Consider the following 26,929-nt stretch of genomic DNA (forward strand, 5'->3'; position numbering starts at 1 on the left):
GATCCTCCCCAGAATCTGTCTTGTAATTCGTCCCCGCCGAATGGTCGCGCGGATCGTTAGTCTGCGGAAGCGTCTTTCGCGCCGAAGCCGCCCCCGCCGGGCGTTTCTATGACGAAGACGTCACCTGCCTCCATGGTCGCCTCGGCAGTGGGGCCCAAGGTCTCGACCCGCCCGTCGGTCCGCTCGACACGGTTGACGCCGACCGCGCCCGGTCCGCCGCCGTCAGCGCCGAAGGGCGGCACGCGACGATGGTTGGACAGGATGGCCGCCGTCATCGGCTCCAGGAAACGCATCCGCCGCACGGCGCCGTCGCCGCCGCTATGACGCCCTTCGCCGCCTGAGCCGCGCCGGATAGAGAACTCTTCCAGCAGCACAGGGAAGCGCGTCTCCAGCACCTCCGGATCGGTCAGACGGCTGTTGGTCATGTGGGTCTGAACCGCAGCCGTTCCGTCAAAGTCCGGTCCCGCGCCCGAGCCGCCGGCGATGGTCTCGTAATACTGTCGCGTGTCGTCGCCGAAGGTGAAGTTGTTCATCGTCCCCTGGCTGGAGGCCAGAACGCCCAGCGCGCCATACAGCGTATCGACCACGGCCTGGCTGGTCTCAACGTTGCCGGCCACCACGGCTGCGGGATAGCGCGGGTTCAGCATCGAGCCTTCCGGCACGATCAGTTCGATCGGCTTCAGACAGCCCTCGTTCAGCGGAATGGCGTCGTCCACCAGGGTGCGGAAGACATAGAGGGTCGCCGCCCGCGCGATCGACAACGGGGCGTTGAAGTTGGTCGGCAACTGGTCGCTGGTCCCGGTGAAGTCGACGACCGCGCTGCGGGCCTCGGGGTCCACGTCGATGCGGACGCGGATGACGGCGCCGTCGTCCATCTCATAGGCGAAGGCGCCGGGCTTCAGGGCGGCGACGGCGCGACGGACGGCTTCCTCGGCGTTGTCCTGGACGTGGCCCATATAGGCGGTGACGACCGCGCGGCCGAACTCGCCGGTCATGCGGATCAGCTCCTGAGCGCCGCGCGTGCAGGCGGCGACCTGGGCCTTCAGGTCCGACAGGTTCTGATCGACATTGCGCGACGGCCAGGGACCGGAGGCGAACAGGGCGCGCGTTTCGGCCTCGCAGAGCGTTCCGGCGTCGACCAGCAGGAAGTCGTCGATCAGCACCCCTTCGTCGTCCACGCTGCGCGAGTCGGCGGGCATGGAGCCGGGCGTGATCCCGCCGACGTCGGCGTGGTGGCCACGCGCGGCGACGAAGAAGGCCGGGGCGTCATCGCTGTCCAGAAACACCGGCATGATGACGGTGATGTCGGGCAGGTGGGTGCCGCCGTTGTAGGGGGCGTTCAGCATATAGACGTCGCCCGCCTTCATGCCTCGACCGTCTCGCTGACCCCCGCGCGAGGCGATGACGGTGCGGATGCTCTCGCCCATCGAGCCCAGATGCACCGGGATGTGCGGGGCGTTGGCGATCAGCGACCCGCCCGCATCGAAGACGGCGCAGGAGAAGTCCAGACGCTCCTTGATGTTCACCGAATAGGCGGTGGCGCGCAGGGCCTCGCCCATCTGTTCGGCGCAGGCCATGAAACGGCTGTTGAACACTTCCAGCATGATCGGATCGACGTCCGTGCCGATGGCGGTGCGGGCGGGCAGGGCGACCACTCGCTTCAGCAGCAGATTGGCCGCCGCATCGACCGACGCGCGCCAGCCGGGTTCGACGACCGTGGTGCCGGTGTCCTCCAGCAGGATGGCCGGGCCGTCGACATGAGCGCCGGGCTTCAACGTTTCGCGTCGATAGACGGGCGTCGGGCGATCTTCTCCCGCCATGCGGACGGTCAGGGCGGCGACGGGTTCGGGAGCGGGCGCCGAGGCGTCGCCATTGGCGGCCTGCACCGTTTCCGGAGCTTGGTCCGAACGGCCGACAGCCTCGACCTCCAGCGTCTCGACGACCAGAGCCTTGTCGTCAGCGAAGAAGCCGAAGCGACGGCGGTGCGTTTCCTCGAAGGCGGCGGCCATGTCGGCGGCCGGGCCGAAAGGCACGGTCAGGGGAGTGTCGGACCCAGCGAACTTGATCTCGGCGCGGGCGACGACCGAGATAGCGTCGGCGTCGAAGCCCTGGACCGCCAGATCACCACGAGCCGCCTCAGTCAGTTCTGCGACCCGTTCGTCGAGGACAGTGTCCTTTGCGGGAGCGAGAGGCAGGGCGACAGTCATCTGGCGAATGGCCCGCACCTCGGCCAGGCCCATGCCATAGGCCGACAGTACGCCTGCGAACGGGTGCAGCAGCACTTGAGTCATGCCCAGCGCATCGGCCACCAGGCAGGCGTGCTGCCCGCCCGCGCCGCCGAAACAGTTCAGCACATATTTCGTGACGTCATAGCCGCGCTGGATCGAGATCGAGCGGATCGCCTCGGCCATGTTCTGAACGGCGATGGTGACGAAGCCTTCGGCCAGTTCGCCGGACGTGACGGGGCGGCCGGTGGCGGCGGCGACCTCGGTCGCCATGGCCTCGAACTTCACGCGAACGGCCTCCGCATCCAGCGGTAAATCCGCGTCAGGGCCGAAGACGGCGGGGAAGAAGTCGGGGCCCAACTTGCCCATCATGACATTGCAGTCCGTCACCGTCAGCGGTCCGCCACGGCGGTAGGCGGCGGGCCCCGGAGAAGCGCCTGCCGATTCTGGCCCGACCCTCAATCGCCCGCCGTCGAAGCGACAGATGGAGCCGCCGCCCGCCGCAACGGTGTGGATGCTCAGCATGGGCGCGCGCAGACGCACCCCGGCCACCACGGCGTCAGATGTCCGTTCATAGTCCCTGGCGAAGTGGGACACGTCGGTCGAGGTGCCGCCCATGTCGAAGCCGATGACGCGGTCGAACCCTGCGGCCTTTGCGGTCTCGGCCATGGCCACCACGCCGCCCGCCGGGCCGGACAGGATCGCGTCCTTGCCCCGGAAGGCGTCGGCGGCGGTCAGCCCGCCCGAAGACTGCATGAACTGCAACGGCGTCGCAGCCCCCAGGTCGCCGCCGACCCGGTCCACATAGGCGCGCAGGATCGGGGATAGATAGGCATCCGCGACCGTCGTGTCGCCGCGCCCGATCAGCTTGATCAGGGCGCCGACCTCATGGCTGACAGACACCTGGTCAAAGCCGATCTCGCGCGCGATTTCCGCCAGCCGTCTTTCATGCTCGGTGAAGCGCCAGCCGTGAACCAAGACGATGGCCAGGGCGCGGAATCCGGCCTCATACGCGCGTGTCAGATCAGTCCGCGCCTTCGCCTCGTCCAGCGGACGATCAACGGCGCCGTCGGCGGTCAGGCGCTCGTTAATCTCAACCACGTGGTCATAGAGTTGATCGTTCAGGCGAATATGACGGGTGAACAGCTCCGGCCGAGCCTGCCAGCCGATTCTCAAGGCGTCGCCAAAGCCCGCAGTGATCGCCAGCGCCGTGGGTTCGCCCTTGCGCTCCAGCAAGGCGTTGGTGGCGACTGTCGTGCCCATGCGAACTTCATCGACCAGTCCCGCCGCCAGCGGGCCGGGCGCGGCCTGCAATATGCGGCGAATGCTTTCGACGGCGGCGTCAGCGTACTGCTCTGGATTCACCGACAGCAGCTTGCCTGTACGGAGCGAACCATCAGGCGCCCGAGCGACCACATCGGTAAAGGTGCCGCCTCGGTCGATCCAGAATCGCCAACTCAGGTTCGTCTTTGTCATAATCGGTGTTTATGGCCGATATCCGCGCCGACGCCAGCACTGACCTCGGTTCACCCTGGCGCTGATTGACAGGCTGGGCTGAATGAGGCGTATATGAATATGGCCTCATATTTAATTTCAACGACACATAGGGGCATAGGGGAAGAAGCGTGAAGAAGACCAACCTATTCGGAGCCGTCTGCACTATGACGCTCGCCGTGGCGGCGAACGCTCAAGCTCAGTCGGAACCCGCCCCGGACGTCGCAACCGTCGAGGATATCGTGGTGACGGCGCGTCACCGCGCCCAGAACCTACAGGATGTGCCGATCTCCATCACCGCCTATTCGGGCGAAAATCTGGACCGGATGAACGTCAACAACGTGCTGGAGCTGAGCGGCCTGGCGCCGGGTCTCCAGGTGCACGGCGGGGACTCTTCTGTGGCGCCCAAGGTCTATATCCGCGGCGTCGGCTCGAACGACTTCAACCCGACCAACCCCAGCCCGACGGCCGTCTATGTGGACGGCGTGATCCGCGGTTCGTCGATCATGCAGTTGGATTCCTTCTTCGACCTGTCGCAGGTCGAGGTGCTGCGCGGACCGCAGGGCACGCTGTTCGGCCGCAACACCACGGGCGGCGCCCTGAACATCACCAGCCGTCGTCCGACTGATTACTACACGGCTGACCTGACCGCCCGTTACGGTTCGCGTGAGCGGATGGAGCTGGAAGGCGGCGTCGGCGGCCCGGTGATCGAGGATGTCCTGGCCTTCCGCGCGGCGGCTAACTACGTCCGCGACGACGGCTATACGAAGAACCGCCTGACCGGGAACAACGTCAACGACACCGACCGTTGGGCCGCGCGGATGTCGCTGCTCTATACGCCCAACGACCGCGTCGAAGTGCTGGCTCACATCGGCGGCGGCAACAGCCGCAACGGCGCCCTGCAGGGGCAGGCGAGGGGACTAATTCCCAACACCGCCGAGGCCACCGGGCCGGATGGTTGGTGCCTGCCCAGCTTCTACGGCTCCTCGGCCTGTACCGACGCCCTGGGCTATGTCGACACCGACGGCGATCCCTACGCCGGCGACTATTCGATGGAAGGCCGCGACCGGCTGAAGCTGTTCAACGCCGACGTCACCACGACGGTCGATCTGGGCACGCTGTCGCTGGTGTCGGTCACCGGCTTCGTCAACGCCCGCCACCGCGACGACGAGAACACGGATTCCGGCCCGAACAACCTGATCAAGGGCTTCTACCGCGTCGATCAGGATCAGTTCACCCAGGAGTTCCGTCTGCAGTCCAACAGCGGCGGCCGCTTCGACTGGGTCGCGGGCGTCTTCTACATGAACGACAGCCTGAAGTCGGACAGCGCCTTCGAGATCGGTCTGGACCTGCTGAACATGCTGCCGGACCCGATGGACGGCGTCGCCATGGGCGTGGGCACCGTCTCCTATCCTCACAGCCTGAAGACCGAGAGCTACGCCGTCTTCGGCGAAGTCGACTACAAGCTGACCGAGCGCCTGTCGCTGGTCGCGGGCCTGCGCTGGTCGCGTGACGACAAGACCATGGACTACCACAGCGGCTTCACCGAGGCGGGCGTGACCCTGGTCGACTTCCACGGCTCCAAGTCGTTCGAGAGCATCTCGGGCCGCGCCGTGCTGAACTATGACATCAGCGACAACTCGCGCGCCTATGTCAGCTACAATCGCGGCTACAAGAGCGGCGGTTTCGCAGGCGGCATGATCACCGACGTTCAGGATCTGGGTCCGTACGACGACGAAGTGCTGAACGCCTATGAGGTCGGCTTCAAGAGCGAGCTGTTCGGGCGTCGTGCGCGTCTGAACGCGGCGGCCTTCTACTACGACTATCAGGATCTGCAGGTTTACAGCTACGTCGTGCGCGGCCCGACCAGCGTGCCGATCCTCGACAACGCCTCCGACGCCGTCATCAAGGGCGCTGAAATCGAGCTGACCGTCGCACCGATGAAGGGGCTGGATATCTCGCTGGGCGCAGCCGTGCTGGACAGCGAATACAAGAACTACATCTCGGTCGGCGAAGACTTCTCTGGCAACCGCCTGCCGACCGCGCCTGAGTTCACCTTCAATGGGGCTGTGTCCTATCAGCACAGCCTGGGCGACAAGGGTGATCTGCTGATGACCCTGTCGGGCTCCTATCGCTCGAAGTTCTACTTCAGCTCGGGCAATGTCGAGCGGCTCAGCCAGGACGGATATTGGACCGTCAATGGCGAACTGGGCTGGGCTTTGCCGGACGGCAAGACCGAGGTCGGCCTGTGGGCGCGTAACCTGACGGACGAAGTCTATCAGCGCGGCATCGTCAACCTGGAGGCTCTGGGCATGGACCGGGTGTCGATGGGCGAGCCTCGCTCGGCTGGCGTCTATCTGCGTTTGCGTTACTAAGGGACGCTTGGCGGCGTTCGGCTTGGTCGGACGCCGCCGGTTCTTGATCGAAACGGCGGGCTGGGGCGTGATCCGACCTCGTCGCAGACGAGGCGTTGATGCAACTGCAGAGCTATTCCTCCTATCTGGCCGCTGAGCTGCGGGACAACCCGCCGCGCCTCAAAGGACAACGCACGCGCGCGCGGCTTCTGCTGGCCGCCGCCCAGGTGCTGGAGGAGCGCGGCTTTCACGCCATGCGCGTCGGCGACATCACGACCCAGGCCGAAGTCGCCGAAGGCTCCTTCTACGTCTACTTCAAGGACAAGACCGAGATTTCCGTCGAGGCGCTGGCGCGCTTCTTCGATGACTATGTCGCCAAGGCGATGACGCCCGCGACGGGCGACACGCCATTCGCCCGAATCCGTTCGACCAACCGTCTGTGGTTCCGCGTCTGTCGGGCGAATCCCGGCTTGATGAAGTGCGTCTTCCAGGTCGGCGACTATGTTCCCGAATTCCTGCAGATCAGCCAGAAGATCAACCGCCGCTGGGCCGAGGTCGTGGCCGAGAGCATCCAGCGTCGCCGCGCCGAGGACGACCCGGACGCCGTGCGCCTGGCCGGCTACATGCTGGTCGCCATGGCGGACGAAATCGCTCGCAAGATGATCGTCCTGCCCGATGAATCCTTCATCGAGGTCTTGGGGCGTATGGGGGCTGATGCTGACGACACCTTGTCGGACGCCGTCAGCGTGGTCTGGCACCAGTTGGCCTATGGCGACGCCCCAACGAGCGATGACCTTCCGGAAGCGGCCGTGAGGCTGGCCGGCTTCCTGTCGCGGTCGCGGCCCGCCGCCTAGAGCGGCTGGCCCTGGCGGCGGCGCAGGCGATCCAGCTTCAACAGCAGCGGCGCGCTGCACGCCAGCATGAGCGCCGGACCGGTTGCGAACAGCAGGGGAATGGAGGCCAGAGCCGAAGCCGGCTGCGCCTGCCCCCCTGAGACATAGCCCGCAAGGCCCAGCAACACCCCGGCGGCCGCGCCGCCCAGCGCAAGACCCAGCTTTTCACCCGAGACCCAGACGGCCGTCAGCAGGCCGAGGTTGGCTTCAGCCTCTTTCTGGTCGCGGGCCGCGACCACGCTCGGCATCAGGGCGAACGGCAGGACATAACACCCCGCCTGACCCAGGCCCGCCAGGGCGGCGACGGCGGTGGCGAGGGCCACATCGCCCGGTCCGCACCAGACATAGCCCAGGGTAGCCAAGGCATAGGCGGCGGCGGCGGCGATCGCGGCGCGCGTCGCGCCCCAACGATCGGCGAACTTGACCCACAAGGGCATGGCCGCGACCTGAACGATTGCGCCGGCCAGAAACAATTGCGCCAGCACGCCCGAAGACGCCTGGATCTGATAGGTGACGGCATAGGGCATCATCGCCGACTGGGCTCCCATGGCGACTGTCTGGAAGGCGTAGCCGATCCACAGGAAGCGATAGGCCGGATTGCCCAGGGTGGCGCGCACCCCGGCCGCCAGCGCCTTGGCCGGCTTCAGCGGCGCGCCGAAGTCGCGTTTGCGATCCTGCAGCTTCCAGACCGCGCGCAACGACCCCAGCAGGGCGCCGCCCGCCATCAGCGCCAGCAGCATTCCCATGACCGCATAGCCGGGACGACCGCCGCCCGCCATTTCGACCAGCAGGGGCGACATGCCGCCTGCCACCATCAGGCCGAACGCCAGGAAGCCGACACGCCAGGCTACGACGCGGGTCCGGTCCTGCTGACGTCGCGAAATCTCTCCCGGCATGGCGGCGTAGGGGATGGAGAACAGGGCGTAGGCCGTCGTCGCCGCCATATAGGCCGCCATGACCCAGATTACGGCGCCGAAGCCGGTCAGGTGCGTCGGCGGGGCGAACATGGCCGCGAAACCTAATGGAAACAGGGCCGCGCCCGCCGCCATCAAGGGCCAGCGTCGCCCCATCCGCCCGCGCAGTCGATCCGACCACAGGCCCACAACAGGGTCGAACACGACCTCCCAGATCTTCGGCAGCAGAAGGACCACGCCCGCCGTCGCCGCCGGCACCGCCAGGGTGTCCGTCAGGAAGTAGAGCAGCAGCAGCTGCGGCGTGATCAGGAAACAGGCCAGGCCGATGTTGGCCAGGCCGTATCCGGCCAGCAGGCGAGGGCGCAAAGGCGTCGCTTGCTCTACGGCGTTCGGCGTCTTGACGGCGGCGTCCATTAGTCCTCCACGGCCAGACGGCGCAGCGCCATCTTGTCCACCTTGCCGACCGGCAGACGCGGAAGGTCCGGCTCGATCACGAAACGCTTGGGAATCTTGTAGTTGGCCAGCCGCTCGCGGCAATGGGCCTGAAGCTGAGCGGCGTCGACGTCGGCGCGGGCGATGACGAAGGCGACGCCCACCTCGCCCCAGACGGGATCGGGAACGCCCACGACAGCGGCCTCGGTAATGGCCGTATGGCCTTCCAGCGCGATCTCGATCTCGCGCGGATAGACGTTGTAGCCGCCGGATTTGTACATTTCCTTCAGCCGTCCGGTGATGCGCAGACGGCCGTCGTCCAGCCAGGCGCCGACATCGCCGGTGCGGAACCATCCGTCCTTGGTGAAGGCGTCGGCCGTGGCGTCAGGCCGGTTCCAGTAGCCGAGGAACAGGGGCGCGCCCTTGGCCTCGATCTCGCCGTCGACGCCTGCGTTTTCGACCAGCGAACCGTCTTCGGCGCGCAGGCGGACTTCATAATGACGGGTCGGCCGTCCGACCGAGGCCGTGGCGAAGGCGACATCGGCGTCATCCTGAACCGTCATGTCGCCGGTGGCGGCGATGGGGCCGCAGGATTCGGTCAGGCCGTAGTTGGTGCCCATACAGGTCGCGACGGGGATCAGAGCCTTGATCGTCGGCGCAGGCATGGCCGCTCCGCCCCAGAAGACGCGCCGCACAGCCGACAGGTCCGTCTGGGCGAAGGCGGAATGGGCCACCGTCATTTCGAACACGGACGGAACCGTGCCCCACAGGGTGACGCCCTCCGACGCCATTGTGTTCAGCCCCGTTTCGACGTCGAACTGTTCCAGGAAGGCCAGCTTGCCGCCGTTGACCAGAACCATGGCGGCGATGTCGCCGACGCAGCCGATGTGGTTGATCGGCAGGTAGTTCAACATGCACAGCGGTTCGCCACGCAAGGGTTCGCCCTGCTCCAGGGCGGGCAGGATCAGCCCTTCATGGTGCAGGACCGCGCCTTTCGGCTTGCCCGTGCTGCCTGAGGTATAGACGATCAGGCAGGGATCGCGGGTCGCGACGGACCGCTTGCGCTCCGCCAGGGTTTCGTCGGACACGGCCTCGCCCTGGGCGACATAGACGCTCAACGGCAGGTGGGCGCGGGCGTCCAAGTCGTCGTCGCCGATCAGGACCAGATCAGCCGAAACGTTCGCCGCCAGGGCTTCCAGATCCTGGACATAATCTCGCCCGGCCACACGGCGGCGCCCGATGATCAGGCGCGGCGCGCAGTCGCTGACGACATAGGCCAGTTCTTCATAGCGGTAGCGGGGGTTCAATCCGACCCAGATGGCCCCGACCGCGGCTGTAGCCAGGAAGACGGTCAGAAAGTCAGGGGAGGGCGGGGCCAGCATGGCGACGCGATCGCCCTTGTCGACGCCGGCGGCGATCATGGCGCGGGCCAAGGCGTCCACGCCGTGCGCCAACTCCGCATAGGTCTGAACCTGACCTTCCAGCGTCGCCGCCGGCGCATCAGGCGTCTGCTCGCCATACCAGGCGGCGTAATCGGAAATCAGCGTCAGCAGCGGCGACTCTCCTACCGCCGACATCGCCCTGGAAGGCGTCAACCGCTGCTGAACGCTGGACATCAGGCCCTCGCTTCGACGCTGTCAGGCACCCAGACGCTGAGCCAGGTCGCCACCAGGGCAGGGCGCTCGCCGCCTTCGATCTCGATCACGGCGTCCATGGAGCGGCGCACTCGTCCAGCCTCATCCGTATGCTCCGGTCCCTTGATGAAGCGACCCCGCACGCGGCTGCCCGTCGGCACCGGCGCGACCAGACGCATACGGTCAAATCCATAGTTCAGGAAGTAGCCGCCTTCAGGCTTGAAATTGCCGCCGGCCGCCTCGATGGCTTTCGCCGCCAGATGGGTCAGCAAGGACACTGTCAGAAAACCAAAGGCGATGGTGCCGCCATATGGGGTGTTGTCCTTGGCCCATTCGGGATCGTTGTGAAAGGGATCGCTGTCCAGGGTGGCGCGACCGAAGTCGTCAATCATGGCCTGCGTCACCTCGACCCACTCCGAGACCATCTCTGAAGCGTGTTCAACCGCCTGAACCATCACTGAACCCTAAAATTGAAGATGACCTCATATTCACAGTTTCGGAGAGTGGTGCAAGAGGCTTGGTCGCATTCGTAAGAGGTGCAGCGGGCGAGGCGTATTTGCGCGAGAATAGAAATCGCAACTGTGGCGCTTATCGTCTACCGGACCTATCATCGGTCCAGCTCGAAACCGATCAGGCGATTTCGGCTTCTGTCACAGAGCAACGCATCAATTTCCAGGCGAAGGGATCAACCGGATGAGTGAAAAGAAAAAAGTCTGCGCCGTCATCGGCGTCGGGCCCGGCAACGGAGCGGCTCTGGCGCGACGCTTCGCGGCTGACGGCTATGCCGTCGCCTTGATGGCGCGATCAGCGAAGAACACCTCGGCCCTGGCGGAAGAACTGGCCGACGCCCGCTCCTTCGCCTGCGACGTGGGCGATGCGGCATCGGTCGCAAGCGCCTTCGCGGCAGTCCGGGCCGAAATGGGTGAGGTCGACGTGGTGGTCTTCAACGCAGGCTCCGGCGTCTTCGGCGCGCTTGACGACGTCAGCGCCGCCGATTTCGAGGCGTCCTGGCGTGTGAACAGTCTCGGTCTTTTCCTGGTCGCAAAGGAAGTCACGCCGGCCATGAAGGCGGCGGGCGAGGGCGCCATCATCGTCATCGGCGCGACGGCGTCACGACGCGGCACGGCGCGAACCACGGCCTTCGCTCCAGCCAAGGCGGCGCAGCGCAGCTTGTGCGAGGCCCTGGCGCGACAGCTTGGCCCGGACGGCGTCCACGTGGCGCTGATCATCCTCGACGGCGTCGTCGATCTGCCCCGCACGCGCGAAGTCATGAAGGACAAGTCCGACGACTTCTTCATCAAGCCCTCGGGCGTGGCCGACCTCGCGTCCATGCTGGTCCGCCAGGACAAGTCGGCCTGGACCTTTGAGGCGGAAGCCCGCCCCTTCGGCGAAACCTGGTGACACGCTGAAACAGAGACCGGACCTGAGTGCGCTTGGGTTCGGTCAACCCGCCGGATAGCCGCTCAGTCGCGATAACTGACGGCGGTGAACCTCCCGTCTGGCGCGACCATATTGGTCTCCATATGAGGCACGATGTCTGTGTTGTGCGCCGATGCACAGCGCCAGCCGTCGTCACCGCGATGGACGACGAACGAGAAGATGGTGTTGCGGACGCCCGGCTGATCGACCTGCGCGACGCCGCTCTGCCCCTCAAGCCGTATACGGGCATGAACCACGGCGACATTCTCGCCCAGAGCTTTGACCTTCACCTTCATCACCCTCAGCACAGAGCCGCCGAAGATGCGCTCGAAGCCGTAGGCATGCGCCTTCCGTATCGATTCCCGATCATGCCACCACAGGCCGGTGACGTTCACGAACTCGGCGTCTTCATCGAACAACGAGGCCAGTTTGTCAGCGTCGCGCAGCGCCCATGCCTTGGCGAACAGGGTGGCGATGCTCTCCGGCTTGTCAAAAGGCCCAAAGCTCAAGGTGCCCCTCCAAAGGTCGTCGTTCACGAAAATCAGGCTCTTGCTCGATACTGACGGCCAGCGACATGGGCAAATTCGATGAAGGCGGCGGTCGCCGTCCGGAACAAGCATCCGGCTCATCTTCGACCTTGGTGACTTTATGCCCGCCTTATGCGGCGAGCGGCTTTCCGAATGGCCCGCTTACGTCCTGAAGGCGTCTCTTCCGGCCCTAACTGAGCTGGAGGTATCGGCATGGCCGATCTGATTTTCGTGGTGATCGGCGTTGGAGCCTTCGTGGCCTTCGCCGCCCTCGCCATTGTGTTGAGGAGGTTGTGACCGTGTGGCTGAACGTCCTTTGGGGCGTCGGCGCCCTGGTCATCGCCGGCTATATGGTCGCGGCCCTGCTGCGGCCCGAGCGGTTCTGAACGGAGCCGCCTTCTCATGAACATTCAAGGATGGGCGGAGATCGCCCTGACCCTCGGCCTGGCCGTCGTGCTCGGCTGGCCGATCGGGGTCTATATGTCGCGCGTCTGGAACGGCGAACGCACGTGGCTGGATCCGGTGCTGAAGCCGGTCGAGGGCCTGTTTTATCGCGCAGCCGGTGTTGATCCCACGCGCAGCCAGGGCTGGCTGGGCTATGTCGGCGCCCTGCTGACCTTCAACCTGGCGGGCTTCCTGCTGCTCTACGGTCTGCTGCGACTGCAGGGCGTCCTGCCGATGAACCCGCAGGGGTTTGACGGCGTCAGCCCGCACCTGGCCTTCAACACCGCCGTCAGCTTCGTCACCAACACCAACTGGCAGAGCTATGGCGGCGAAACGACCGTCTCGACCTTCAGTCAGATGGTCGGCCTGACGGTGCAGAACTTCGTCTCGGCAGCCACGGGCGCGACGATCGCGGCGGCGCTGGCCCGCGCCTTCATCGCCAATCGCGGCGAGGGGCTGGGCAATTTCTGGGCCGACCTGACGCGCACCAGCCTCTATGTCCTGCTGCCCATCGCCTTCATCGTGGCCGTGGTGCTGGCTGGGCTGGGCGTGGTGCAGTCGCTGGCGGCCTCGGCCCAGGCGACGACGCTGGAAGGCGGTCAGCAGACGATCAGCCTGTTCCCGACCGCCAGCCAGCTGGCGATCAAGCAGTTGGGCATCAACGGCGGCGGCGTGTTCAACGTCAACTCGGCCCACCCGCTGGAGAACCCCACGCCGCTGACCACCCTGATCACGGCGATCTGCATCAACGTCATGGGGTGGGCGGCCTTCTTCGCCTTCGGCCGCAGCGTCATGGCCAAGAAGGACGTGCGCGCACTGGTGGTCGCGGCGGTCCTGTTGCTGGGCGCAGCGGGTTCGGCCCTCTACGTCATCGAAAGCCAGCCTGCGCCCGCTCTGGTCGCGGCTGGTGTCGATACGTCCGCCGGAAACATGGAGGGCAAGGAGGTCCGCTTCGGCGTGCCGTCGTCCGTCGCCTGGGCGGCCCAGACGACAGGCGCCTCGAACGGGTCGGTCAACTCCATGCACGCCAGCTACATGCCGCTGGGTGGGGCCGTGACCATGTTCCTGATGCAACTGGGCGAGATCCTGCCCGGCGGGATCGGGTCGGGGATCGCGGTCATGGTTCTGATGGCCATGCTGGCGGTCTTCGTGGCGGGCCTGATGGTCGGTCGCACGCCGGAATATCTGGGCAAGAAGATCGAGGCGCGGGAGATCCAGTTCGCCATGCTGGCGGTCCTGGTCGTGCCCCTGTCGGTGCTGGGCTTCTCGGCCGTCGCCGCCGTCCTGCCCGAAGCCCTGGCCGGTCTGCTAAACAAGGGGCCGCACGGTCTGTCAGAGATTCTCTATGCCTATACCTCGGCGACGGGGAACAACGGCTCGGCCTTTGCGGGTCTGACCGCCAACGCCCCCTGGTGGAACACCACCCTGGGTCTGGCCATGCTGCTGGGCCGGTTCGTGCCTGCGGTCGCGGTTCTGGCTGTGGCTGGGGCCCTGGTCGCCAAGCCTCGTCTGGCGCCCTCGGTCGGCACCCTGCCCACGCATGGTCCGCTGTTCATCGGCCTGTTGATCGGGGTGATCCTGATCCTCGGCGGCCTGCAGTTCTTCCCCGCACTCTCTCTGGGACCGATCGTGGAGCATTTCGACATGCTCCAGGTCACGGCCCGGTTCTGATCGGATATCCGTCATGACCCAAGTCACGCTCGATCCGTCGAGCTCTCCATCCAACCAAAGAGTATCTGCTGCGCCCATCGCGGGCGGGCTGACCAGGGCCATGCTCGGCCAGGCGCTCGGCGACGCCGTCGTCAAGCTGAACCCGACCAAGCTTCTCAACAACCCGGTGATCTTCGCCACCTGGATCGTCGCGGCCCTGGCCACCGTTTCGGCGGTCGCCGCCGTGGCGATGGGACAGGCGGCGGGCTTCGCCGTTCAACTGGCCCTGTGGCTGTGGGCCACGGTGCTGTTCGCCAACGTGGCGGAAAGCATCGCCGAGGGGCGCGGCAAGGCGGCGGCCGACAGTCTTCGCGCCGCCCGCGTCACCACCAAGGCCAAGCTGATCGTCGATCCCAAGACCGGCATGGTCGTTCCGACCCCGGCGCATGAGCTGGAGATCGGCGCGATCGTCCTGGTCGAGGCCGGCGACGTCATCCCCTCGGACGGCGAGATCATCGAAGGCGTCGCCTCGGTCAACGAGGCCGCCATCACCGGCGAAAGCGCCCCCGTCATCCGTGAAAGCGGCGGCGACCGCTCGGCCGTCACGGGCGGCACCACGGTCGCCTCCGACTGGATCAAGGTGCGCATCACCTCGGCCCCCGGCGCGACCTTCCTCGACCGCATGATCGCCATGGTCGAGGGCGCGGACCGTCGCAAGACGCCGAATGAACTGGCCCTGTCGGTCCTGCTGGCCGGCCTGAGCCTGATCTTCCTGATCGCGGTCGCGGCCCTGCTGGGTCTGGGCGCCTATTCGGGCGTCAAGCTGGATCCCATCGTTCTGGGCGCCCTGTTCATCACCCTGATCCCCACGACGATCGGGGGCCTTCTGTCCGCCGTCGGCATCGCCGGCATGGACCGGTTGCTGAAGGTGAATGTTCTGGCCACCTCGGGCCGCGCGGTGGAAGCGGCAGGCGACGTCGACACCCTGCTGCTCGACAAGACCGGCACCATCACCTTCGGCAACCGCATGGCGACTGAGGTCATCACCGTGCCGGGCGTGCGTCCCGAGGCGGCGATGCGGGCGGCGGTCATGGCCTCGCTGGCCGATGAGACGCCGGAAGGCCGCTCCATCGTCGAACTGGGCCGCAACGCCGGGGTGACGGGCGATCTGCCTGTCGGCGCCAGGACCATTCCGTTCAGCGCCGTGACCCGTCAGTCGGGCCTCGAAGCGGACGGCCGCTCGTGGCGCAAGGGGGCGGTGGACGCCGTGCTCAAGGCCCTGGGTCTGGCCGAGGCTGAGGCGCCCGCCGAGTTCCGCGCCGCCGTGGACCGCATCGCCCGCTCGGGCGGCACGCCTCTGGCCGTGGTCGAGAACGAGGCCCTGGTCGGCGTCATCCACCTGAAGGACGTGGTCAAGCCGGGGGTGAAGGCGCGCTTCGCCGATCTGCGCCGCATGGGCCTGCGCACCGTCATGATCACCGGCGACAACCCGGTGACGGCGGCGGCCATCGCGTCCGAAGCCGGGGTCGACGACTTCCTGTCCGAGGCCACGCCCGAGGACAAGATGCGCCTGATCAAGGCGGAACAGGCCAAGGGCCGTCTGGTCGCCATGTGCGGCGACGGGGCCAACGATGCGCCTGCTCTCGCACAAGCCGACGTCGGCGTGGCGATGCAGACCGGCGCCCAGGCCGCGCGTGAGGCGGGCAATATGGTCGATCTGGACTCTGACCCGACCAAGGTCATCGAGATCGTCGAGGTCGGCAAGCAACTGCTGATCACGCGCGGCGCCCTGACCACCTTCTCGATCGCCAACGACGTGGCCAAGTATTTCGCCATCATTCCGGCGATGTTCGTGGTCGGCCTGCCGTCGCTGGCGGCGCTGAACGTGATGAAGCTGTCCAGCCCGGAAAGCGCCATCCTGTCGGCGGTCATCTTCAACGCCCTGGTCATCGTCGCCCTGATCCCGCTGGCGCTGCGCGGGGTGAAATACCGCGCCGTGGGGGCGGGCAAGCTGCTGGGCCGCAACCTGCTGATCTACGGCCTGGGCGGTCTGATCGCGCCCTTCGTCGGCATCAAGCTCATCGACATCGTCATCTCCGCCCTCGGCCTGGCCTGAGGACTAAGGAAAAACAGCATGCGTAAGCGCAAGAAACTCGACGGCTCGGACCTCAACAACGCCCTGCTGGGCGGGGCCTGCCTGATCGCCGTCATCACCCTGGGCCTGTGCACGGCGCCGACCGACGCCAAGGCTCAGGACGTCGCGAAGAACGCCCGTCCTGACATCGCCTTCAACGCCGCCATCGGCTCCGATTACGTCTTCCGGGGCGTCAGCCAGAATGAAGGCGACCCGGCGATCTCGGCCGGGGTGGATGTGACGCAAGGTCTCTTCTACGCCGGGGCCTGGGCTGGGAACGTCTCCTTTGTAGGCGACGCCGATACCGACGCCGAGATCGACCTCTATGCGGGCGTTCGCCCTGCGTTCGGCGGCTTTGACTGGGACTTCGGCGTGGTCAGCTACTTCTACGCCGGCCAGCCGAACGGCGCCGACTATGACTATGTCGAGCTGAAGGCCGCCGCTTCGCGCGCGGTCGGCCCGGCGACGCTGGGCGCAGCGATCTACTATTCGCCGGACTTCTTCGGCGCGTCCGAGGACGAGGCGACCTATGCCGAGATCAATGCAGCGATCAGCCCGGCCGACAAATGGACGCTCTCGGCGGCGTTGGGGCGTCAGTGGGTGTCGTCGGACTTCGACTACACGACCTGGAACCTGGGCGCGGCCTATCAGCTGACGGAGCGGCTGGGCCTGGACGTCCGCTATTTCGACACTGACGAGCACGGCTTCGGCTCCGCCTATGACAGCCGCGTCGTCGCCAGCCTGAAGGCGAACTTCTGATGCTGAACCATATTCGCCCGGCGATCGTCATGATCGCCCTGTTCACCGGCGTTCTGGGCGTCGGCTATCCGTTGGCCGTGACGGGGGTGGCCCAAGCGGCCTTTTCGGATCAGGCGAACGGCAGCCTGGTTCGTGACAAGGGGGGACGAGTGGTCGGCTCGGCCCTGGTCGGCCAGACGTTCGCCGCGCCGGGGTATCTGCATCCCCGGCCGTCGGCGGCGGGTGACGGCTATGACGCCGCCGCCTCATCCGGCTCCAACCTCGGCCCGTTGAACCCCGATCTGATCGCGCGGGTGAAGACGGACGCCGACGCCTTGCGAAGCGAGACGGGTGCAAGGACCATCCCCGCCGACGCGGTGACGGCCTCGGCGTCGGGTCTCGACCCGCATATCTCTCCGGCCTACGCTGAGCTTCAGGCCGCCCGCATCGCCAAGGCGCGCGGCGTAGGGGAGGGGCAGGTGCGCGAAGTGATCCGACAGCATGTCGAGGGCCGCACGTTCGGCGTACTGGGTCAGCCGCGGGTCAATGTGCTGCTGACCAACCGGGCGTTGGACGCGCGCTTCGGCCTCTTGACGACCGAGGGCGGATGACGTCGCCGATTCTCTCTACGGATCAGACCCCGGCCGCCCCGCGCAAGCGTGGGCGGCTGAAGGTCTTTCTGGGCATGTCGCCAGGCGTCGGCAAGACCTATGAGATGCTGCGCGCCGCTCGGAGACGAAAGGCCGAGGGCGAGGACGTCGTCGTCGGCGTGGTCGAGACCCACGGCCGCAAGGAGACGATGAGCCTGCTGCGCGGGCTGGAAGTCATGGCCCGCAGGCCCATCGCCTACCGCGAACGGACCCTGCTGGAGTTCGACATCGACGCGGCCATAGCGCGCCGGCCGGACCTGTTGCTGGTCGACGAATACGCCCACTCCAACGCGCCCGGTTCGCGCCATCCGAAGCGGTGGCAGGACGTGGAGGAGATTCTCGATGCCGGGATCGACGTCTGGACCACGCTGAACGTCCAGCATCTGGAGAGCCTGTCGGACGTGGTGCTGCGCATCACGGGCGTCCGCCAACGCGAGAGCGTGCCCGACAGCGCCCTGTCACGCGCCGACGACATCGAGGTGGTGGACATCACCCCGGAGGAGCTGCGCAAGCGTCTGGCCGAGGGCAAGGTCTATGTGCCTGAGACGGCCCGGCTGGCCTCGGACAACTTCTTCAAGGTCGAGAACCTGACGGCCCTGCGCGAACTGGCGCTGCGCCGCGCGGCCCAGACGGTGGACGATCAGCTGACCGCCCGTCTGCGCGAACAGGGCGCGGCCGGGCCGTGGGCGGCGGGCGAGCGCATCCTGGTCCTGGTGGCGGGCGACGCCATGGCCGGCCCCCTGGTTCGGGCGGGGCGGCGCTTGTCCGACATGATGATGGACGCGCCCTGGACCGTGGCTCATGTCGATCGGCCGTCTGGCGCGCGCCACGGCGTCGGCTCGGCGGGCAAGTTGTCCGATGCGCTGAAACTGGCCGAGCAACTGGGCGGGCGCACCGTAGTTCTCAGCGGCGACGATGTGGTGCGCGCCATCATGGACCACGCTCACAACAACCATGTCACCCAGATCGTCCTGGCCAAGGGACGCGACAGCCGCCTGTCGGAGTGGCTGGGCCGGTCTCTGGCCGCCGAACTGCTGCGTCAGGCGCGGGGCGTGGCCGTTCACGTCGTCACCGACGAGGTCGAGCCGGAACCGAAAGCGCCGAAAGACGTACGCTTGAACCTGGCCGGAGGGTGGCGCGGCTACGCCGTCGGCGTCGCCTGCGTCATTGCGGCGACGGGACTGGCCCTCTTGCTGGACCGGACCTTCGAGCGTGTGGACCTGGGCGTCATCTATCTGACGGCGGTTCTGGCGGCGGGCGCTCTCTATGGACTGCGGCCCGCTTTGGCGGCGGCGACCGTCGCCTTCCTGACCTACAACTTCCTGTTCTTGCAGCCGAAGTTCAGTTTCGCCATCGGGTCGCCGACGGACGTGCTGACCCTGATCGTCTTCTGGGGCGTGGCCCTGACGACTGGCGCGTTGGCGGGGCGGGTGCGAGAGCAGGCTAGGGCGGCTCAACGCCGCGCCTCGGCGGTGTCCGCCCTTCTGGCCGCCAGTCAGCGTCTGACCGGGATCGGTGATCGGAACGAGGCTGCGCGCATCTTGGCCGAACAAACGGCCGCCGCCGCAGGGACCGGGGCGGTCGTCCTGCTGCCCGTTGACGGCGAACTGATCCTGACTGCCGGAGCGCCCGGCAAGCCCGAACTGGACGCCGAAGCCATGGCCGCCGCGCGCTGGGCCTGGGAAAAAGGCGAACCCGCCGGCCACGGCACCGGCACCCTGCCTCAGGCGCGCTGGACCTTCCGGCTTCTGCAAGGCGTGCGCGACCGGGCGGGCGTGGCTGGGATCGAGGCCGCCGCCCTGTCGCCGGGTTCTGACGAAGAGAAGCTGGCCCTGGCCCTGCTGGATCAGGGCGCGGTGGCGGTCGAGCGCGCCGACTTGGCCGGCCAGGCGGTCGAGACCGAGACCCTGCGCCGTACCGACCGTTTCCGAGGCGCGCTGATGAACTCGGTCAGCCATGACTTGCGGACGCCGCTATCCACCGTGCTGGGCGCCTCGACCACTTTGATCGACCTCGGCGACAAGCTGACGCCCGCCGTACGCGCCGATCTGTTGTTGTCGATCCGCGAGGAGGCCGAGCGTCTCAGCCGCTATGTCGGCGACCTGCTGGACATGACCCGGCTGGAAGGCGGGGGCCTGAACATCCGCGCCGACTGGGTCGATGTGCGCGACGTGCTGAACGCGGCGGGCAAGCGGGTGGCGCGGCGTCTGGGGCAGCGTAGGATGACCCGCGACTTCCCGGCCCAGCTCAGTCTGGTCATGGTCGATCAGGGGTTGCTGGAACAGGCGCTCGTGAACATCCTGGAAAACGCCATCGCCTACAGCCCCGACGGCTCGACGGTCGAACTTGCCGCCTATGAAGACCGGGGGGCCGTGGTCATCTCCATTGAGGACGAAGGCAAGGGCATCCCGACCGCCGAGCTGGAACGGGTGTTCGACAAGTTCCGCCGCATGGAGGAGCCGTCAGACCGCACAAAGGGCGCGGGTTTGGGGCTGGCCATCGCCAAGGGCTTCGTCGAGGCCATGAACGGCCGCATCGCCGCCGCCAGCCCCATCCAGGACGGAAAAGGCACCCGTATCTTGATCAGCCTGCCCAAGGCCGTCGTCACTCACCCGAGCCTGCTTTAGAGTTCGCCGCATGGCCGCCGTTCGTCCTCAGATTCTCGTCATCGACGACGAGTCCCAGATCCACCGCTTCCTGTCCCCAGCGCTGGACGCTGCCGGCTATGAGCCGCGCCGCGCCGACAGCGGGCAGGAGGGCTTGCGCGGCATCGCCCTGTGGAGCCCCGACGCCGTGGTGCTGGATCTCGGCCTGCCCGACATGGACGGCAAGGACGTGCTGGCCCGCGCGCGAGAGTTCTACGCCGGTCCCATCATCATCCTGTCGGCGCGGGACAAGGAGGCCGAAAAGATCGCGGCGCTTGATGTGGGCGCCAATGATTATGTCGAAAAACCCTTTGGCGTCGGCGAGCTACTGGCCCGACTGCGGGCCAATCTGCGTCAGACGCCGCGCGCCGAAACGGCCGGACCTTTGATCACAGGCGAGGTCAAGATCGACATGGAGCGACGCCTGATCACCCGCGCGGATAACCCAGTGCGACTGACGCCCAAGGAGTATGATGTCCTGGCGCACCTGACCCGAAACGTCGGCAAGGTGACTGGCCATCGCGACCTGCTGACCGCCGTCTGGGGCAAGGCCCATGCCGATGACACCCAGTATCTGCGCGTCGTCATCGGCCAACTGCGCCAGAAACTAGAGGTTGATCCCGCGCAACCGCGCTTGATCCTGACGGAGCCAGGCGTGGGGTACCGCTTGGCGGACTAACCCACGCCTGTGGCGGTATATGGCCCCTACAGCTTCACTCGGTTCAGGCGCAGGGCGTTAGCGATGACGCTGACGGAGGACAGGGCCATCGCCGCCGCCGCGATCATCGGCGAGAGCAATATGCCGAAGAAGGGGTAGAGCAGGCCCGCCGCCACCGGCACGCCTGCGGCGTTGTAGATGAAGGCGAAGAACAGGTTCTGGCGGATATTGGCCATGGTGGCGTGGCTGAGTTCGCGAGCGCGGACGATGCCGTTCAGGTCGCCTTTCAGCAGGGTCACGCCTGCGCTTTCCATCGCCACGTCGGCGCCGGGCCCCATGGCGATTCCTACGTCGGCTGTGGCCAGGGCAGGGGCGTCGTTGACGCCGTCGCCAGCCATGGCGACGACTCGGCCCTGCTGTCTCAACCGCGCCACGACCTCGGCCTTCTGATCGGGCAGGACGTCCGCTTCGACAGCGTCGATGCCCAGTTGGCGCGCGACCGCCTCGGCCGTCGTGCGGTTGTCGCCCGTCAGCATCACGACCTTGAGGCCGTGGGCGCGCAAGGCGGCCAGGGCCTCGGCCGTGGTTGGCTTGATCGGATCGGCGATGGCGAACACGCCCGCCACGCGGCTGTCTACCCCCATGAAGATGGCGGTGGCGCCATCGGCGCGCAGGGCGTCGGCCTGGGCCGCCATCGGGTCGGCGTCCACTCCGGCCTCGGCCAGGAACCGGGCGTTGCCCAGGGTGATGCGCTGGCCCTCGATCGTACCGAGCGCCCCCTTGCCTGTAGGGGAGTCGAAGTCGCTGACTGCAGGAATATCGAGATCGCGTTCGGTCGCCGCCTCGACGATGGCCAGAGCCAGGGGATGTTCTGACGCCCGCTCGACCCCGGCGGCGATGCGCAGCAGTTCATTCTGATCGAAACCGTCGGCGGCCACGATACGGGTTACGGCGGGCTTGCCTTCGGTCAGGGTGCCGGTTTTGTCGACAACCAGGGTGTCGACCTTCTCTATGCGCTCAAGCGCCTCGGCGTTCTTGATCAGCACGCCCAGGCCGGCGCCGCGGCCGACGCCGACCATGATCGACATGGGCGTCGCCAGGCCTAGGGCGCAGGGGCAGGCGATGATCAGAACGGCGACCGCCGCGACCAGGCCGTGCGCCAGACGCGGCTCAGGCCCCCAGACGCCCCAGGCGATGAAGGCGATGACGGCCACCAACAGCACGGCCGGGACAAACCAGCCTGCGACCTGGTCAGCCATGCGCTGGATCGGCGCGCGCGAGCGCTGAGCGTCGGCGACCATCTGGACGATGCGCGCCAGCATGGTGTCGCGCCCGATCTTTTCGGTGCGGATGATCAGGGCGCCGCTCTGGTTGATCGTGCCGCCTATGACCTTGTCGTCGACCGACTTGGTGACGGGCATGGATTCCCCGGTCACCATGGATTCATCCAGGGCCGAGCGGCCTTCCTCGACCACGCCGTCGACCGGCACCTTTTCGCCGGGGCGGACGCGCAATCGGTCACCGACGACGATCAGGTCGAGCGCGACCTCGTCCTCGCCGCCGTCATCGGCGATGCGCCGGGCGGTCTTGGGGGCCAGGTTCAGCAGGGCCTTGATCGCGCCCGAGGTGCGTTCACGCGCCCGCAATTCCAGCACCTGCCCCAGCAGAACCAGGGTGGTGATGACGGCGGCGGCCTCGAAGTAGACCGCGACTGATCCGTCCGCCGCGCGGAAGGCGGCGGGGAAGAGGCCTGGCGCCAGGGCGGCGACCATGCTGTAGGCCCAGGCCACCCCCGTCCCCATGGCGATCAGGGTGAACATGTTGAGCTTGCGGGTCTTCAGCGAGGTCCAGCCGCGCTGGAAGAAGGGCCAGCCCGCCCACAGCACGACCGGCGTGGCCAAGACCATCTGAATCCAGATCGAGGTCCGCATCGGCACAAGGTGATGCAGCGCCGGAATCAGATGCGCGCCCATCTCCAGAATGAAGACGGGCGTGGTCAGAGCCACCGCAACCCAAAAGCGCCGCGTCATGTCGATCAGTTCAGCGCTGGGAGCCGCGTCGGCGGTCGCGACTTCAGGCTCCAGAGCCATGCCGCAGATGGGGCAGGCGCCGGGGTGGTCCTGGCGGATCTCCGGGTGCATCGGGCAGGTCCAGATGGTCCCTGCAGGCGCCTCGACCTTCGACTGGGTCGCACGGTCCAGATAGCGTTCAGGTTCGGCGACGAACTTCGCCTTGCAGCCTGCGCTGCAGAAATGGTGTTCGCGCCCGGCATGGGTCGCATGATGCGCCGTTTCGTGCGGATCGACGCCCATGCCGCAGACGGGGTCGACGACGCTGGATGGAGGAGGACTTTCGCCGCGTCCGTGAACGTGGCTGTGGTGATGGTCGTGGCCTTCGGCGGAATGTCCGCCGGGTTTCGTGTCCGCCATTCTTTCCTCCTCCATAGCGGCGATGCGCCGCCTGACCCGCCTGTGTCGTGGCCTCCTAGTGGACCATGAAGCGGGTGGAGCCGCTCATCCTGTGGCCGTCCGGCGCCTCGGCTGTCCAGGCCGCTGCATAGTTGCCCGGCGCCAGGCGCGGCAGGGGCGCGCTGACGGTTCGGGCGGCAGGGGCGGACGGCGCCGTGACCACGATCGGCGCTCGCCCCTGGGCCGTCAGGGTGACGGTCTTGAGCGTCATCGGATGGGGAAAGGTCACGCTGAATCGTTCCGGCGAACCATGCGTCATGGCGCCGTCGGCCGGGTTGGTGACGATGCCTGACGTTTGCGCCTGCGATCCGCCATGTCCCGCATGACCCGCGTGCGGGTCTTGAGCGGCGGCCGCGCCGGCCAGCGAGGCCAACGCAGCGGTGAGAACCAGAGTCTTCAGCATGACCAATCTTCCTTTCAGATCTTAGAACCAGGCCTTGATGCCGACCACGAAGCGCGTGTCTTCGGGATCCTGGCCTCTGGCCTTGGCGTAGTCGGCGGTGTCGCCCAGCGAACGGGTCCACTCGACGCCGACGTAGGGGGCGAACTCCTTGCGGATTTCATAGCGCAGGCGCAGGCCCGCCGTGACCGAAGTCAGGCCCGAGCCGATCTCGAGCTCCGGGATGTCGCTGGCCGACAGGGCCACTTCGATCGCCGGTTGCAGGATCCACTTCTGGGTGATGCGCTGATCGTATTCGGCCTCGGCGCGGGCGGTCAGGTCGCCCTCGGTCGAGAGGAAGGCGGCGGCGCTCATCTCGAACCAGTAGGGAGCCACGCCCTGAACGCCGACGGTCAGGTGGGTGGTGTCGTCGCCGTCCGGACGGAAGTCCTGGCGCACGCCCGCCTGCACGTCCCAGAAGGGCGCGATGGCGCGGCTGTAGAGGGCCTGAACCTCGGCCTCGTGCAGCTTGCCGTCGATCTCGCCTTCGCCCTCGGTCTTCCACCAGAAGCGGTTGATATCGCCGCCGGTCCAGCCCTGGGCGCCCCAGCTGTAGCCGTCAGCGCCGTCGCCGAAGCTGGCTTCGATGGAGTCGATCAGCACGGCCGTCGAGCGGATGTCGCCGTTCTCGACCAAAAGTTGCTTGCGCGAAGCGGCCATGACGGCCGGGTCGAACAGCAGGTCGGCGGCGTGGGCCGGAGCCGAACGAGCGGCGGCCGGGGGCGGGGTCTCGACCATGCGGCCGCCGACGGCGTCCACGCTAGTCGGGATGTTCGGCCCGCCGCGCGCGGCGCTCATGTCATGACCGGCATGGGGATCGGTCTGGGCGGCGCCATGACCGGCATGGCCGCTCATGTCGTGACCCGCGTGCGGGTCGGCCGGGGTCGCCTGGGCCGGAGCCATGTTGTGGCCGGCATGGGGATCAGCCGGAGCGGCGCCGTGCCCGGCGTGACCGCTCATGTCATGACCGGCGTGCGGGTCGGCAGGGGCCGCCTGCGCTGGAGCCATGGCGTGACCCGCATGGGGATCGGCCGCAGGAGCGTCGTGGCCGGCATGGCCGCTCATATCGTGACCCGCGTGGGGATCCGCCGGGGTCGCCTGGGCCGGAGCCATGTTGTGGCCGGCATGGGGATCCGTCGGAGCCGCGCCGTGCCCGGCGTGACCGCTCATGTCATGACCGGCGTGCGGATCAGCCGGAGCGCCGGAGGCGGCGGCTCCATGCATGGGGCAGGACTTGCCGTCGCGCATCATGGGGCAGTCGTGTGCGGGCTTGGCGGCCGGGGGTGTCGCCTGGGCAGACGCTGCGGGAGCGTGACCCGCATGACCGGCGTGGCTCTGGGCCAGGGCGGGGCCGCCCGCAGCCAGCATCAGGGGCGCGAGCGCCAGGGAGAAGGAAAGGGACTTCACGAGGCGGCTCCAGCCAGCGGGCGAACAGTGACGACGTTGAACATGCCCGCGTGCATGTGCATCAGAAGGTGGCAGTGGAAGGCCCAGTCGCCGGGCGCGTCCGCGGTCAGGTCGAAGGTGACCTTGCCGCCGGGGGCGACATTGACCGTGTGCTTCAGCGGCTGGTTGCCGTCATGACCGTTGACCAGCTCGAAGAAGTGGCCATGCAGGTGGATGGGGTGGGCCATCATGGTGTCGTTGACCAGGGTCACACGCACGCGCTCGTTCAGCTCGAAGCGGATCGGCTCGACCACTTCCGAGAATTTGCGGCCGTCGAAGCCCCACATGAACCGCTCCATGTTACCGGTCAGGTGGATCTCCATGGTGCGCGAGGGTGCGCGGGTGTCCTTGTTCGGCGTCAGCGAGCGCAGGTCGGCGTAGACCAGCACGCGGTGATCGACGTCATCCAGGCCCTGCGGCCGGTCGGCCAGACGGTTGGACGGAGCCGGGGCGATGGCGTCCACGCCGACGCCGACGGCCATGTCGGCCGGGGCGTTGTTCGGATCGCGCATGCTCATGCCCGAATGGTCCATCGGCGCAGCCGCCGCAGCGCCCGCAGCGGCGCCGTGACCCATGGCCGCGTGGTCGGCGCCCGCTGCGCCGTGCGCGCTGTGGTCCATGCCTCCCATGCCCATGTCCTTCATGGTCAGGTTGGGCACCTTGCGCAGAGGCGGAACCTCGGCCGTCATGCCCATGCGCGGCGCCAGGGTGGCGCGGCCCATGCCCGAGCGGTCGATGGCTTCGGAAACGATGGTGTAGGCGCGGTCCTCGGTCGGGCGGACGATGACGTCATAGGTCTCGGCGACCGAGATCTGGAACTCGTCGACCTCGACCGGGCGGACGTTCTCGCCGTCGGCCTGAACCACGGTCATCGGCAGACCGGGGATGCGGACGTTGAAGATCGACATGGCCGAGGCGTTGATGATGCGCAGACGCACGCGCTCGCCCGGCCGGAACAGGCCGGTCCAGTTCTCTTCCGGACCGTGGCCATTGACCAGATAGGTGTAGGTCGTGCCGTTGACGTCCAGGATGTCGCGCGGGTCCATCCGCATACCGCCCCACATCCGGCGCTCGGCGGCGTTCATTCCGTCCGAACCGTCCAGCAGGCCGGCCAGGGTCGTCTTCTGCATGTTGAAGTAGCCGGGGCTCTTCTTCAGCTTGTCGAGGATTTCATGCGGATGCATGAAGCTCCAGTCCGACAGGACTAGGACGTGCTCGCGGTCATAGGCGACCGGATCGGCGCCCGCCGGGTCGATGACGATGGGGCCGTAGTGGCCCATGGCCTCCTGAAGGCCCGAGTGGCTGTGATACCAATAGGTGCCCGACTGCTTGATCGGGAACTCATAGACGAAGGTCTCGCGCGGCTTGATGCCGGGGAAGCTGACGCCCGGCACGCCGTCCATCTGGAACGGCAGCAGCAGGCCGTGCCAGTGGATCGAGGTGTCCTCGTCCAGATTGTTGGTCACTGACAGGCGCACGTTCTGGCCCTCGCGCATCCGCAGCAGGGGCGCGGGCAGCAGGCCGTTGATCATGAAGGCGTGGCCGGTGCGGCCGCCGACGGTGAAGCTGGAGTCACCCACGCTCAGGTCGATGTTCGGTCCCGTCAGGGTCGGCAGATCGGCCCGCAGGCCCGGCGATCCGGTCTGCGCCCAGGCGGGAAGAAGGCCCTGCAGGCCCAGAATGCCGCCGCCCAGGGCGGCGCCTCGCAACAGGGTTCGACGGTCCAGTGATGTTGTCGCCATGAAGTCCAAGTCTCAAAGAGGCC

19 protein-coding genes are annotated in these 26,929 nt (G+C 67.1%); 10 read left to right on the forward strand and 9 right to left on the reverse strand.

The window, feature by feature from the left end; all coding sequences use genetic code 11:
• Positions 1 to 56 precede the first annotated feature (56 nt).
• A complete protein-coding gene (locus B2Y21_RS11645; protein WP_292059936.1) occupies positions 57 to 3,701 on the reverse strand; it encodes a hydantoinase B/oxoprolinase family protein in 3,645 nt (1,214 codons plus the stop codon).
• A gap of 149 nt (positions 3,702 to 3,850) precedes the next feature.
• Between B2Y21_RS11645 and B2Y21_RS11650 the strand changes: the two genes are divergently transcribed.
• The gene (locus tag B2Y21_RS11650) at positions 3,851 to 6,094 is read left to right on the forward strand and encodes a TonB-dependent receptor (protein ID WP_292059937.1); all 2,244 of its coding nucleotides are present in this window, start codon (positions 3,851 to 3,853) and stop codon (positions 6,092 to 6,094) included.
• A gap of 98 nt (positions 6,095 to 6,192) precedes the next feature.
• Positions 6,193 to 6,927, forward strand: coding sequence for a TetR/AcrR family transcriptional regulator (locus B2Y21_RS11655; RefSeq protein ID WP_292059938.1), 735 nt, complete (start codon positions 6,193 to 6,195; stop codon positions 6,925 to 6,927).
• On the opposite strand, the gene B2Y21_RS11660 is transcribed toward B2Y21_RS11655, so the two are convergent.
• From B2Y21_RS11660 to B2Y21_RS11670, 3 genes are read right to left on the reverse strand one after another with little or no spacing between them, the layout of a single operon-like run.
• Complete coding sequence (locus tag B2Y21_RS11660) at positions 6,924 to 8,294, reverse strand: MFS transporter (RefSeq protein WP_292059940.1); 1,371 nt, start codon at positions 8,292 to 8,294, stop codon at positions 6,924 to 6,926. The two genes, B2Y21_RS11655 and B2Y21_RS11660, sit on opposite strands and share 4 nt — an antisense overlap.
• On the reverse strand, positions 8,294 to 9,928 hold the full coding sequence (locus B2Y21_RS11665; RefSeq protein ID WP_292059942.1) for a class I adenylate-forming enzyme family protein: 1,635 nt from the start codon (positions 9,926 to 9,928) through the stop codon (positions 8,294 to 8,296). Before B2Y21_RS11665 ends, B2Y21_RS11660 begins: the two co-directional genes overlap by 1 nt.
• A complete protein-coding gene (locus B2Y21_RS11670) occupies positions 9,928 to 10,401 on the reverse strand; it encodes a MaoC/PaaZ C-terminal domain-containing protein (RefSeq protein WP_292059944.1) in 474 nt (157 codons plus the stop codon). The genes B2Y21_RS11665 and B2Y21_RS11670 overlap by 1 nt, the downstream gene beginning before the upstream one ends.
• Positions 10,402 to 10,639: 238 nt before the next feature.
• Here B2Y21_RS11670 and B2Y21_RS11675 point away from each other — a divergent pair, with 238 nt between their 5' ends.
• On the forward strand, positions 10,640 to 11,347 hold the full coding sequence (locus B2Y21_RS11675; RefSeq protein WP_292059947.1) for an SDR family NAD(P)-dependent oxidoreductase: 708 nt from the start codon (positions 10,640 to 10,642) through the stop codon (positions 11,345 to 11,347).
• Between the two features lie 62 nt (positions 11,348 to 11,409).
• Here B2Y21_RS11675 and B2Y21_RS11680 read toward each other — a convergent pair whose 3' ends face one another.
• Positions 11,410 to 11,901: an SgcJ/EcaC family oxidoreductase gene (locus B2Y21_RS11680; protein ID WP_292059948.1), complete on the reverse strand. Its 492-nt coding sequence runs from the start codon at positions 11,899 to 11,901 to the stop codon at positions 11,410 to 11,412.
• 284 nt (positions 11,902 to 12,185) lie between these two features.
• Here B2Y21_RS11680 and B2Y21_RS11685 point away from each other — a divergent pair, with 284 nt between their 5' ends.
• The 7 genes from B2Y21_RS11685 (at position 12,186) to B2Y21_RS11715 (ending at position 20,832) form a co-directional block, all read left to right on the forward strand.
• Positions 12,186 to 12,278: a potassium-transporting ATPase subunit F gene (locus B2Y21_RS11685; RefSeq protein WP_157677928.1), complete on the forward strand. Its 93-nt coding sequence runs from the start codon at positions 12,186 to 12,188 to the stop codon at positions 12,276 to 12,278.
• Positions 12,279 to 12,294: 16 nt separating this feature from the next.
• On the forward strand, positions 12,295 to 14,007 hold the full coding sequence (gene kdpA / locus B2Y21_RS11690) for a potassium-transporting ATPase subunit KdpA (protein WP_292059951.1): 1,713 nt from the start codon (positions 12,295 to 12,297) through the stop codon (positions 14,005 to 14,007).
• Between the two features lie 100 nt (positions 14,008 to 14,107).
• Complete coding sequence (kdpB, locus tag B2Y21_RS11695) at positions 14,108 to 16,102, forward strand: potassium-transporting ATPase subunit KdpB (protein ID WP_292060056.1); 1,995 nt, start codon at positions 14,108 to 14,110, stop codon at positions 16,100 to 16,102.
• A gap of 18 nt (positions 16,103 to 16,120) precedes the next feature.
• Entirely contained in the window at positions 16,121 to 16,879 is a 759-nt protein-coding gene (locus B2Y21_RS11700; RefSeq protein ID WP_292059954.1) for a TorF family putative porin, read from the forward strand.
• A complete protein-coding gene (kdpC, locus tag B2Y21_RS11705; RefSeq protein ID WP_292059956.1) occupies positions 16,879 to 17,469 on the forward strand; it encodes a potassium-transporting ATPase subunit KdpC in 591 nt (196 codons plus the stop codon). The genes B2Y21_RS11700 and kdpC overlap by 1 nt, the downstream gene beginning before the upstream one ends.
• Complete coding sequence (locus tag B2Y21_RS11710; protein ID WP_292059958.1) at positions 17,466 to 20,135, forward strand: sensor histidine kinase; 2,670 nt, start codon at positions 17,466 to 17,468, stop codon at positions 20,133 to 20,135. The genes kdpC and B2Y21_RS11710 overlap by 4 nt, the downstream gene beginning before the upstream one ends.
• A 10-nt stretch (positions 20,136 to 20,145) precedes the next feature.
• Positions 20,146 to 20,832, forward strand: a complete 687-nt coding sequence (locus B2Y21_RS11715; protein WP_292059960.1) for a response regulator — start codon at positions 20,146 to 20,148, stop codon at positions 20,830 to 20,832.
• Between the two features lie 26 nt (positions 20,833 to 20,858).
• On the opposite strand, the gene B2Y21_RS11720 is transcribed toward B2Y21_RS11715, so the two are convergent.
• The 4 genes from B2Y21_RS11720 to B2Y21_RS11735 are packed head-to-tail and all read right to left on the reverse strand — an operon-like array spanning position 20,859 to position 26,906.
• Complete coding sequence (locus B2Y21_RS11720; protein ID WP_292059962.1) at positions 20,859 to 23,240, reverse strand: heavy metal translocating P-type ATPase; 2,382 nt, start codon at positions 23,238 to 23,240, stop codon at positions 20,859 to 20,861.
• A 55-nt stretch (positions 23,241 to 23,295) separates the two neighbouring features.
• Positions 23,296 to 23,682, reverse strand: a complete 387-nt coding sequence (locus B2Y21_RS11725) for a copper resistance CopC family protein (RefSeq protein ID WP_292059964.1) — start codon at positions 23,680 to 23,682, stop codon at positions 23,296 to 23,298.
• A gap of 21 nt (positions 23,683 to 23,703) precedes the next feature.
• On the reverse strand, positions 23,704 to 25,125 hold the full coding sequence (locus B2Y21_RS11730; protein ID WP_292059965.1) for a copper resistance protein B: 1,422 nt from the start codon (positions 25,123 to 25,125) through the stop codon (positions 23,704 to 23,706).
• Positions 25,122 to 26,906 (reverse strand): copper resistance system multicopper oxidase, encoded by a 1,785-nt coding sequence (locus B2Y21_RS11735; protein WP_292059968.1) that lies wholly within the window; start codon positions 26,904 to 26,906, stop codon positions 25,122 to 25,124. The genes B2Y21_RS11730 and B2Y21_RS11735 overlap by 4 nt, the downstream gene beginning before the upstream one ends.
• Between the last annotated feature and the right edge of the window lie 23 nt (positions 26,907 to 26,929).

The organism is Brevundimonas sp. UBA5936, from assembly GCA_002430835.1.
Classification (GTDB): Bacteria; Pseudomonadota; Alphaproteobacteria; order Caulobacterales; family Caulobacteraceae; genus Brevundimonas.

What these genes read in the sequence shown, in the direction of transcription:
- B2Y21_RS11710 (WP_292059958.1), top strand. Translation starts at nt 17,466, where the DNA reads ATGACGTCGCCGATTCTCTCTACGGATCAGACCCCGGCCGCCCCGCGC.
- B2Y21_RS11725 (WP_292059964.1), bottom strand. Translation starts at nt 23,682, where the DNA reads ATGCTGAAGACTCTGGTTCTCACCGCTGCGTTGGCCTCGCTGGCCGGC.
- kdpB (WP_292060056.1), top strand. Translation starts at nt 14,108, where the DNA reads ATGCTCGGCCAGGCGCTCGGCGACGCCGTCGTCAAGCTGAACCCGACC.
- B2Y21_RS11715 (WP_292059960.1), top strand. Translation starts at nt 20,146, where the DNA reads ATGGCCGCCGTTCGTCCTCAGATTCTCGTCATCGACGACGAGTCCCAG.
- kdpA (WP_292059951.1), top strand. Translation starts at nt 12,295, where the DNA reads ATGAACATTCAAGGATGGGCGGAGATCGCCCTGACCCTCGGCCTGGCC.
- B2Y21_RS11670 (WP_292059944.1), bottom strand. Translation starts at nt 10,401, where the DNA reads ATGGTTCAGGCGGTTGAACACGCTTCAGAGATGGTCTCGGAGTGGGTC.
- B2Y21_RS11700 (WP_292059954.1), top strand. Translation starts at nt 16,121, where the DNA reads ATGCGTAAGCGCAAGAAACTCGACGGCTCGGACCTCAACAACGCCCTG.
- B2Y21_RS11660 (WP_292059940.1), bottom strand. Translation starts at nt 8,294, where the DNA reads ATGGACGCCGCCGTCAAGACGCCGAACGCCGTAGAGCAAGCGACGCCT.
- B2Y21_RS11665 (WP_292059942.1), bottom strand. Translation starts at nt 9,928, where the DNA reads ATGTCCAGCGTTCAGCAGCGGTTGACGCCTTCCAGGGCGATGTCGGCG.
- B2Y21_RS11720 (WP_292059962.1), bottom strand. Translation starts at nt 23,240, where the DNA reads ATGGCGGACACGAAACCCGGCGGACATTCCGCCGAAGGCCACGACCAT.
- B2Y21_RS11675 (WP_292059947.1), top strand. Translation starts at nt 10,640, where the DNA reads ATGAGTGAAAAGAAAAAAGTCTGCGCCGTCATCGGCGTCGGGCCCGGC.
- B2Y21_RS11735 (WP_292059968.1), bottom strand. Translation starts at nt 26,906, where the DNA reads ATGGCGACAACATCACTGGACCGTCGAACCCTGTTGCGAGGCGCCGCC.
- B2Y21_RS11645 (WP_292059936.1), bottom strand. Translation starts at nt 3,701, where the DNA reads ATGACAAAGACGAACCTGAGTTGGCGATTCTGGATCGACCGAGGCGGC.
- kdpC (WP_292059956.1), top strand. Translation starts at nt 16,879, where the DNA reads ATGCTGAACCATATTCGCCCGGCGATCGTCATGATCGCCCTGTTCACC.
- B2Y21_RS11655 (WP_292059938.1), top strand. Translation starts at nt 6,193, where the DNA reads ATGCAACTGCAGAGCTATTCCTCCTATCTGGCCGCTGAGCTGCGGGAC.